The organism is Rhodococcus sp. P4_F3_2, assembly GCF_056401335.1.
In genome coordinates, this window is record NZ_JBFUJN010000102.1 from 1 (window position 1) to 799 (window position 799).

The 799-nt window shown below is 33.7% G+C and carries 1 protein-coding gene; it reads right to left on the minus strand.

Annotation, left to right across the window (positions count from 1 at the left end):
• Nucleotides 1-799 (minus strand): PIN domain-containing protein (locus AC1DWA_RS32935; RefSeq protein WP_477917614.1); only part of this gene is annotated, 799 nt, incomplete at both ends.

The following is a 799-nucleotide window of genomic DNA, read 5'->3' on the forward strand; positions in this document are numbered from 1 at the left end:
TACATGTGCTCCATCATAATCATACTCACTATCTACACCTTCAATCTGGATACTTTCAAAGTTATTATCCTCTTTGTTGTAGACAGCTTGATAAACCACATCAATTTCATATAATTCTTTTAATGTACTGGTTTCTTGGTCATCATTTCTACTTTCTTTCACAGTTACCTTTACAACAAGTACACCTCTCATTACATATTCACCTTCAAGGAATTCTGTGGATAAAATCCAACTTCTGTCAAACTCAATGTTAGTTATCTCTTGAATTTTAGAAAGGTCCTTATGCTCAGAAATATATACATTTACAGCCAGTTCTATCTCCGAATAAAAGGAGTCTCTCTTTAGTATCGTTGTTAACTCTCCATTTTCCCATTTCTTCTCTCTTAAAGCCTGAAGAGCTTCATGATTTTCTTTAAATTCTTTCATAATTTCTGATTGAACTAAAGCATGGGCATCTGCATATAAAGTAAAACGTTTTGAATCTTGTAAAAGATCCGGGTGTAATTCTTTATTTTTCGAACAGTAGTCTGTAGTATTCCCTGTAACAAATAAGCAATTTTCTAACTGTTGTTCCTCAGCAATCCTAGCGTAAGATAACCAAATTATAGCGTCACGGAATTCTTGTTTCCCCTCTGAAAAAGGTTTAATTCGATGAACAGCACGTTCAACTAATTCTGGTAGAATATCGTTGTCATACCCCACAATAGTTATTATGCCTTTCTCTTCTAAATCCCTGTAATATTCATCAAACTTCTCCATTGCCTTCTCTACTTCTGGAATGTTTAAATCGATATGAATT